Source organism: Streptococcus cristatus, from assembly GCF_001588905.1.
Taxonomy (GTDB): domain Bacteria; phylum Bacillota; class Bacilli; order Lactobacillales; family Streptococcaceae; genus Streptococcus; species Streptococcus cristatus_N.
Genome location: NZ_LAWH01000050.1, coordinates 1 through 8,517, shown reverse-complemented (window position 1 = coordinate 8,517; position 8,517 = coordinate 1). Strand labels below are relative to the sequence as shown.

8 protein-coding genes are annotated in these 8,517 nt (G+C 43.1%); 1 reads left to right on the top strand and 7 read right to left on the bottom strand.

What is annotated here, in order from left to right:
• Positions 1-35: 35 nt before the first annotated feature.
• The 7 genes from A0765_RS09045 to A0765_RS09015 form a co-directional block, all read right to left on the bottom strand.
• Positions 36-1,106, bottom strand: coding sequence for an ABC transporter substrate-binding protein (locus A0765_RS09045; RefSeq protein ID WP_005590161.1), 1,071 nt, complete (start codon positions 1,104-1,106; stop codon positions 36-38).
• On the bottom strand, positions 1,103-1,876 hold the full coding sequence (locus A0765_RS09040; RefSeq protein WP_005590157.1) for an ABC transporter permease: 774 nt from the start codon (positions 1,874-1,876) through the stop codon (positions 1,103-1,105). The genes A0765_RS09045 and A0765_RS09040 overlap by 4 nt, the downstream gene beginning before the upstream one ends.
• Positions 1,873-2,679 (bottom strand): ABC transporter permease, encoded by an 807-nt coding sequence (locus A0765_RS09035; protein ID WP_061911266.1) that lies wholly within the window; start codon positions 2,677-2,679, stop codon positions 1,873-1,875. Before A0765_RS09035 ends, A0765_RS09040 begins: the two co-directional genes overlap by 4 nt.
• Positions 2,660-3,817: an ABC transporter ATP-binding protein gene (locus A0765_RS09030; RefSeq protein ID WP_048763121.1), complete on the bottom strand. Its 1,158-nt coding sequence runs from the start codon at positions 3,815-3,817 to the stop codon at positions 2,660-2,662. Before A0765_RS09030 ends, A0765_RS09035 begins: the two co-directional genes overlap by 20 nt.
• A 203-nt stretch (positions 3,818-4,020) precedes the next feature.
• Positions 4,021-4,923, bottom strand: a complete 903-nt coding sequence (murB, locus tag A0765_RS09025) for a UDP-N-acetylmuramate dehydrogenase (protein WP_048763119.1) — start codon at positions 4,921-4,923, stop codon at positions 4,021-4,023.
• A 165-nt stretch (positions 4,924-5,088) separates the two neighbouring features.
• Positions 5,089-5,955 carry a homoserine kinase gene (gene thrB, locus A0765_RS09020; protein WP_062006197.1) on the bottom strand — a complete coding sequence of 289 codons (867 nt, stop codon included), beginning with the start codon at positions 5,953-5,955 and terminating at the stop codon, positions 5,089-5,091.
• 1 nt (position 5,956) lies between these two features.
• Positions 5,957-7,243, bottom strand: coding sequence for a homoserine dehydrogenase (locus A0765_RS09015; protein ID WP_062006195.1), 1,287 nt, complete (start codon positions 7,241-7,243; stop codon positions 5,957-5,959).
• Positions 7,244-7,375: 132 nt separating this feature from the next.
• Here A0765_RS09015 and A0765_RS09010 point away from each other — a divergent pair, with 132 nt between their 5' ends.
• Positions 7,376-8,308: a polysaccharide deacetylase family protein gene (locus A0765_RS09010; RefSeq protein WP_062006193.1), complete on the top strand. Its 933-nt coding sequence runs from the start codon at positions 7,376-7,378 to the stop codon at positions 8,306-8,308.
• Positions 8,309-8,517 lie beyond the last annotated feature (209 nt).

Below are 8,517 nucleotides of genomic sequence, written 5' to 3'. Positions count from 1 at the left end.
AGAGGCTAGGACTTTTGTCCCAGCCTCTTCTTTGGCTATTTGCGATACATTTTGACTTGAAGATAGAGGTCGTTGTAGGTTCCAAGCCATTTTGGACCTAATTGCTGATAGACTTCCAGATGCTTCATGGTTTCTTCTGTTGGATAAAAGGCCTCATCTTCCTGTACCTCTTCTGGCAGCATGGCCTTGGCAGGAAGATTTGGTGTTGAGTAGCCAACATAAAGCGCATTTTTATAAGCATTTTCTGGTCTCAACATGAAATTGATAAACTGATAGGCAGCTTTTTTATTTTTGACCGTCTTTGGAATAACGATATTGTCAAACCAAAGATTGCTGGCTTCTGTAGGCACGACATAGCGCAGATCTTCATTGGCCTCCAGCATTTGACGAGCTTCACCAGAGAAGGTCACGCCGATAGCCGCGTTATTCTGAATCATGTAGCCCTTCATCTCATCAGCGACGATGGCCTTGATATTAGGCGTCAGAGTGTAAAGCTTATCGACAGCCTCCTGCAGCTGGTCTGCATCTTTGGAGTTGAGACTATGACCATTCGAATTTAGACCAATCCCCATAACTTCGCGGGCTCCGTCAATCATCATGATGGAGTTTCTGTATTCTGGCTTCCAGAGATCATTCCAGTGCTCAGGCGCGTGCTCGACCATTTTAGTATTATAAACAATGCCCAGCGTTCCCCAGAAATAAGGAATGGAATACTGATTTCCTGGATCAAATGGCTGATCCAAAAAGTCTGAACCAATATTTTCCAAGCCTTTGATCTGGCTATGGTCCAATTTTTCCACCAAGTTTTCCTTCATCATTTTAGCAATCATGTACTCGCTTGGGATTGCGATATCGTAGGTTGTACCACCTTGTTTGATTTTTGTGTACATGGCTTCGTTGGAGTCGAAGGTTTCATACTGCACCTGCACGCCTGTTTCCTTGGTAAACTCTGTCAGCAATTCCGGATCAATGTAATCTCCCCAGTTATAGACAACCAATTTATCACTGCCCTTGCTATTGGCTTTACTCTCAATCCGATAGCTAATGCCCCACAAGATCAGGATAATCGCAAGAATCCCTGCTAAAAACGAATAGAGTTTTTTCATGCTGCTTCCTCCTTCTCACGCGTGATAAAGTAATAGCCAATGACTAAAACGATACTAAAGAGAAAGACCAGAGCAGACAGGGCATTGATTTCCAAGGAAATTCCTTGCCGTGCACGAGAATAAATTTCTACGGAAAGAGTTGAGAAGCCATTTCCTGTTACAAAGAAGGTCACAGCAAAGTCATCTAGTGAGTAGGTGAAAGCCATAAAATAACCGGCAATGATCGCTGGCGTCAAATAAGGCAACATGATTTCCTTGAGCATCTGGACTTGACTGGCTCCCAAATCATAAGCAGCCTTGATCATGTCGTCATTCATTTCTTTCAGCCGTGGCAAAATCATCAGCACAACAATGGGAATTGAAAAAGCGACGTGGCTGGCCAAAACGGACACAAAGCCCAGCTGGAATTTAGCCGTGGTAAAGAGAATCAGGAAGCTAGCCCCAATCATGACGTCAGGCGCCACCATCAAAATATTATTGATGGATAAGAAAGCATCCTGATATTTTTTGCGGGCTTGGTAAATATAAATCGCACCGAAAGTTCCGATAATGGTAGCAATGAGGGAAGAAAGAAAGGCTAAGAAGAAAGTCTGCGCCAAAATCAAAATCAAGCGTGAATCTTCAAATAACTTTTGAAAATGAACCAGATCAAAGCCAGTAAATTTGTTCATGTCATCGCCAGCATTGAAGGCATAGGCAATCAAATAAAAGATCGGAAGATAAAGGATTAAAAACACAATCGCTAAATAAAGATTAGCAAATTTTTTCATCGTTCTCTCCTTTCCTTGGTTGCCCACATGGTGAAGAGCATGGCAATAATCAGAACCACTCCGATGGTTGAGCCCATTCCCCAGTTTTGCGTTGTCAAGAAATGCTGTTCAATGGCTGTTCCCAGCGTAATAACACGGTTCCCACCGATCAAACGCGTCAGCATGAAGAGGCTGAGACTGGGAATGAAGACGGACTGCACGCCACTTCTCACACCATTCATTGAGAGCGGAAAGACGATATTGCGGAAAGTCTGCCAACGATTGGCACCCAAGTCATAGCTGGCATTGATGAGATTGGGATCCAAATCATCCAAGACGTTGAAAATCGGTAGAATCATAAAGGGCAGCTCAATGTAGCTGGCAACAAAAATAAAAGAAAAGTCAGTAAAAAGAATCTGCTTGGGACCGATACCGATAAAGGTCAGAAATTCATTTACCGAACCGTTTTGTCCAAAAATGCCGATAAAGGCATAGGCCTTGAGCAAAAGATTGATCCAAGTCGGTAGGACAATCAGCATGAGCCAGAGCTGGCGATGCTTAAGCTGGGTCAAAAAATAAGCAGTCGGATAGGAAATGAGCAAGGTCACCAAGGTGATGATGCCTGCGTAAAATACCGAATTAAAGCTCATTTTCAGATAGGTCAAATTCTGCGAAGTGAAATAAATCCGATAGTTTTCCAGCGTGAACTGCCCTTCGATATTAAAGAATGATTTCCAGACAATCATTATCACTGGAGCTAGGACAAAAAGCAGAATCCAAAGAAAATATGGAAGCATAAAAAGGTTAGAGGTTGTTTTCTTCATCTCTTTCCTCCTCAATGGCATTGATCAGCCCTGCTTCTTGCTCTTCGATTTCTACGTATTCTTCAATCCGAGCATCGAATTCTTCTTCGGTTTCATTGAGGCGCATGATATGGATATCCTCTGGTTCAAAGTCCAGACCAATTTCTTCTCCGACGATGGCCTTGCGGGTCGAGTGAATCATCCATTCATTTCCGAGTTCATCGTAGGCAATAATCTCATAATGAACCCCGCGGAAAAGCTGGGTATCTACTTTAACCTGCAGTTTTCCTTCTTCAGGCAAGGTAATGCGCAAATCCTCTGGACGAATCACCACTTCAACGGATTCGTTTGGTCGCATACCTCCGTCAACTGCTTCAAAACGCTTCCCATTGAACTCGACCAAGTAGTCTTCGATCATCTTACCTGGCAGGATATTAGATTCTCCGATAAAGGTCGCAACAAAGTGGTTAATTGGCTCATCATAGATATCCACTGGCGTTCCTGACTGGACAATCTCCCCTTCATTCATGACAAAAATCCAGTCACTCATAGCTAGGGCTTCTTCCTGGTCGTGGGTGACAAAGACGAAAGTGATCCCGAGACGCTGTTGGAGTTCACGGAGCTCATATTGCATATCCGTCCGCAACTTCAAATCTAGCGCAGAAAGAGGCTCGTCAAGTAGGACAACCCGTGGCCGATTGATGATGGCACGAGCAATGGCTACCCGCTGGCGTTGACCGCCTGAAAGTCTCCGAATTGAACGGCGCTCATATCCTTCCAGCTGGACCATTTTCAGAACTTCAGTAACCCGTTCTTCAATTTCTTTTTTGTCTACCTTCCGCAACCGCAACGGAAAGGCTACATTCTCAAAAACATTCATATGCGGGAAAAGGGCGTAGGACTGGAATACAGTATGAACATCCCGCTTATTGGTAGGAATGTCATTGATGCGGACACCATCCAAAAAGATGTCTCCCGTTGTCGCATCTAGCAGTCCTGCAATAATATTAAGGATGGTTGACTTCCCAGAGCCAGAAGCCCCTAGAAGCGTATAAAATTTTCCTTCTTCTAATTCAAAGTTAATATCTTTGAGAACGACGGTGTTACTGTCTTCAAAAACCTTCGAAACGTTTTTGAACTCAATAATTGGTTTTTTCAATTGGCATAAATTCCTTCTTTTCCATGTATTAACAGATTTTTGGTTCTGTCAGACCAAAAAAACCTCTCGAGGGCTACTATGGCCCTGCATACTTGCGATATCGATAGGCTTTCACCCCCTTTACTAATGACACATGGATATTGGCTATTCCAAAGATTTGGACAAATCTTAGAAAAGCAATCAGACAATTACATATGGGACTCTTATGCTTCTCCAATAATTCGAACTTCTCGTTCCAGAGTGACACCTGAATGCTCTTTGACTACTTTAATGACATGAGCAATCAACTCTTCATAATCGCTAGCTGTACCATGATCGACATTAATCATGAAACCAGCATGTTTTTCTGAAACCTCTACACCACCGATTCGATAGCCTTTTAAACCGGCCTCACTGATGAGCTGACCAGCAAAATGTCCCAGAGGACGCTTAAAGACAGACCCACATGATGGGTATTCCAAAGGCTGCTTGAGTTCACGCAGATAGGTCAGACGTTCCATTTCCTGACGAATGTTTTGGTGGACACCTGGTGCCAGACCAAACTTAGCTGAAATGACGATGTCGCCAGTTTCTTGAATAAGTGAATGGCGATAACCAAAGCGCATATCACGCGCATCCAAGGTCTTTATTTCTCCTTCAGGTGTCAAGACCTTGCAAGAAACAAGCACATGAGCAATTTCTCCGCCATAAGCGCCAGCATTCATAAAGACAGCTCCGCCAACACTACCCGGGATGCCACAGGCAAATTCAAAGCCAGTCAAACTATGATGCAGGGCAATACGAGTAGTCTGAGTTAGATTGGCACCAGCCTCTGCCTCAATCGTATAGCCATCTACTGCTACGTTATTTAGACTGTCAAACATGATGACAAAGCCTCGAATACCGCCATCTCGAACGATAATGTTACTTGAATTCCCAAGCACCAACCAAGGAATATTTTCACGATTGGCCAACTTGACAATCCGAGCCAATTCATAACGGTTGCGTGGAAAAACTAAGAAATCGGCAGCTCCGCCTACCTTTGTATAAGTGTATTGACTCAAAGGTTCATTGAAACGGATGTCGATTCCTTCTAATTCCGCAGAAAATTTTTCTAGGTTTTGCATGACTTACTCTCTTTTTTACAAATTACACTCTATTATATCAAAATTAAATGATATTTACGATAGACTAAGGGAAATAAAGATTCTTTTTCAAAGCAAAAAGAAAGAGGAGAACGAAGATTGTAGACCAACACTGCGTCCACAAGTTCGTCATCCTCAAACTCTCTTCTATTTTTCTACACGTACACCCTGAGTATCGACTTGCAACTGGAAAACTTCCCCATCAAAGTCTTGTTCCTTGATTTGCTGATAAATCTGCTCAGCCTTGTCTTTCGGAGCCAAAACCATAACAGTCGGACCAGCTCCAGAGATGTAAGTCGCAAAAGCGCCCTGCTTTCTGGCTAAGAATTTAATGTCAGAAAATTCTTTGATAAGCGGTTGGCGATATCTCTCATGGAAACGATCAGATTCAATGGCACGACCAGCTGTTTTCATATCGCCCTTTAAGAGCGCTGCAACAGCGACATTGGCTACAGAGCTTGCTGCAACAGCTTCCTTGTATGAAAGGCGATTAGGCAAGACACGGCGGCTTTCAACTGTTCTCAACTCATAATCGGGAATAAAAGCGATAAAGCTGACCTCTGGGAAATCTGATACAACAGCTGAAACTTGATTTTGGAAAGAGCTTGCAATCACTAGATTTCCATAAATCGCTGGTGCGACATTGTCCGGATGCCCTTCGATTTTTGTCGCAATTTTCAGCTTTTCATGATCTGATAAGTTCAGATTTGCTAACTGATTAGCCAGTTCAATCCCTGCCACAATAACGGAGCTAGAAGAGCCGAGACCACGCGCCAAAGGAACATCGCTGGTCATTTTTAAGCGATGTGGCTGAAGGTCCGGGGCTAATTGCAGGGCAATCTTGATTAGTAAATTCCGTTTATCCGTTGGAATTCGAGGATTGAGATCATGCTCAATAACCCACTCCTGACTTTCTTCCAAGACTTCGATTTCTAAATATTTGGAGACTGCGACACCAACTGAGTCAAAACCAGGCCCGATATTGGCACTGGTTGCTGGTACAATAATTTTCATCTTATTCTCCTAATACTTTAAAGGTATTGAGTAATTCAAACTCTGGTACCTCACGGAGCTTGGCAACGACATTTTCTAGCTGAGTCTTGCTGACAGCATGCGTGATGATGACCACACGTGCTGTTTCACCATCCGTACCTTCTTGTAGAATTTGCTTGAAGGAAACTTCCTCAGCATTGAAGATTTCAGCCAAATGCAAGACTTGACCTTTGGCATCTGGAGCCAAGATAGAGAAATAATAGTTGCTCTTAACATCCTCAGGTTTAGCCAAGACAAGCTCGCGACTAAATTCATTGAAGGCTTTGCCAATCGTGCCTTCATTTAGGCGACGAACAATACGGACGATATCCGCAACGACACTGGTCGCAGTTGGTTTTTGGCCTGCACCTGGGCCGTAATACATGGATTCTCCGATACCGATTGACTCGACAAAGACCGCATTCATTACGCCGTTTACGCTAGCTAGTGGATGCGCTTTTGGCAAGAAAGTCGGTGTCACTTCCGCAGCGATTCCTGATGGCGTTTCCTCAATCGAACCAACTAATTTCACCACATAGCCCAAATCTTGAGCAACAGCGACGTCTTCAGGCGTGATGTTGCGAATACCTTGGTGGCTGACATCTTCAAACTTGATGTTCATACCGAAAGCAAATTGGCTGAGGATGACCATTTTATAGGCTGCGTCAATTCCATCAACGTCGTTCGTCGGGTCACTTTCAGCAAATCCTAAACGTTGCGCTTCCGCAAGAGCATCCTCGTAAGACCAACCTTCTTCTACCATCTTAGTCATCATGAAGTTAGACGTTCCATTGACCACGCCCAAAACGCGGGTAATCTTGTCAGACGCCAATGAATTAACCAAGGTGCGTAAAATAGGGATACCGCCTGCAACAGCAGCTTCATAATAGAGAGCAACGCCATTTTTCTTAGCAATATCTAACAATTCAGAACCATGAATAGCCAGCAAGTCTTTGTTAGCAGTTACCACATGTTTACCTGCTTCAAGTGCGCGCGTGATAAAGGTTTTTGCTGGTTCAATCCGTCCCATCAGCTCCACAACGATCGCAATTTCGCTGTCATTTAAGATTTCATCCACATTGGTCACAAAGTTGTAATCATTTCCAGCTGCCAAAAGACGTTCTTTTTCAGCATCATCCTTGACCAAAACTTTAGCAACTTCAATCTCAGAATGAGCAGCCTGAACAATCTTTTCACCATTTTCTTTCAACAAGAAAGGAACACCACTGGCAACTGTTCCAAAACCAAGTAAAGCAATTTTAATAGACATGAGGAACTCCTTGAATATTTCTTATATAAAAAACATTATAACAAAAATATATAGAAATGCCTACAAATCTATTTGTATATTTGTTATAATGTAAGTAAAAATTTTAAACTCATGAGATTAGAAGGAGATACCATGACCGATAAACACATTGGAAGACGCATGCAAAGACACAAAGCTAAGAAAAAGGCATTCCTTTTTTCTATTATCAACCTTTTCTTGCTCCTTGCCCTAATCGTAGGCGGAATTTATCTTTGGAAGACTCAGTTCTCTCCTAGCAAACAGTCCTCTGCAGGCAACCAAACTATGCAATCCACCTCCAAGCCAGACTCTACCTCAATAAATGAAGAAGCTTCAAAAATAAAGTGGGTAAAACAGGATGAGCCTGTTAAGATTCCAATTTTGATGTACCATGCGATCCATGTAATGGATCCCTCTGAGGCAGCCAATGCTGGTTTGATTGTAGATCCAACTACTTTCGAAAGTCATTTGCAGGCCCTGAAAGAGGCTGGTTATTATACTTTAACCCCAGATGAAGCTTACAAAGCTTTGACAGAAAATGTCCTACCTGAAAATAAAAAAGTAGTCTGGCTGACCTTTGACGATAGTTTGAAAGACTTTTATACCAATGCCTTCCCGCTACTTCAAAAGTACCAGATGAAGGCAACCAACAATGTCATTACTGGATTTGTCCAAGCTGGCCGTGAAGATATGCTGACGCTAGATGAGATCAAAGAAATGAAGGAAAAGGGGATGTCCTTTGAAGACCATACCGTCAACCACCCTGATCTATCAACTGCTACTGCTGATCAACAAACCCTTGAACTACGTGATTCTAAAGCCTTTTTAGATGACAATCTATCACAGAAGACGACGACTGTTGCCTATCCATCTGGCCGCTATAGTGATGCGACCTTGCAGATCGCTGAAAGTCTGGGCTATAAGATGGGATTGACGACCAATAACGGCCTGGCTTCACTGTCTAACGGATTACTCTCGCTCAATCGTGTTCGAGTGAACCCAACCACTACTGCAGAAGATTTATTAAACGAAATCGCTACAAATTAATCTTAGAAAGCTTGCTTCAGACGAAGCAGGCTTTTTCTATTTCTTCTCTTGATAAAAGATTCTTCAAATCGGAAAAAACGAGAGTGGGACAGAAATCGGTCATTCGTAAGAATTCGATTTCGTCGTCCCACCTCCGCACAGTTGAGTAGGGCTGTAAAAGCTGATGAAATCAGCGTAGTAGAGCCCACTCAACCACTGCGTCTTGCTCG

Coding starts and splice junctions, on each gene's coding strand:
- A0765_RS09035 (WP_061911266.1), bottom strand. CDS start 2,679: ATGAAGAAAACAACCTCTAACCTTTTTATGCTTCCATATTTTCTTTGG.
- A0765_RS09015 (WP_062006195.1), bottom strand. CDS start 7,243: ATGTCTATTAAAATTGCTTTACTTGGTTTTGGAACAGTTGCCAGTGGT.
- A0765_RS09040 (WP_005590157.1), bottom strand. CDS start 1,876: ATGAAAAAATTTGCTAATCTTTATTTAGCGATTGTGTTTTTAATCCTT.
- thrB (WP_062006197.1), bottom strand. CDS start 5,955: ATGAAAATTATTGTACCAGCAACCAGTGCCAATATCGGGCCTGGTTTT.
- A0765_RS09010 (WP_062006193.1), top strand. CDS start 7,376: ATGACCGATAAACACATTGGAAGACGCATGCAAAGACACAAAGCTAAG.
- A0765_RS09045 (WP_005590161.1), bottom strand. CDS start 1,106: ATGAAAAAACTCTATTCGTTTTTAGCAGGGATTCTTGCGATTATCCTG.
- murB (WP_048763119.1), bottom strand. CDS start 4,923: ATGCAAAACCTAGAAAAATTTTCTGCGGAATTAGAAGGAATCGACATC.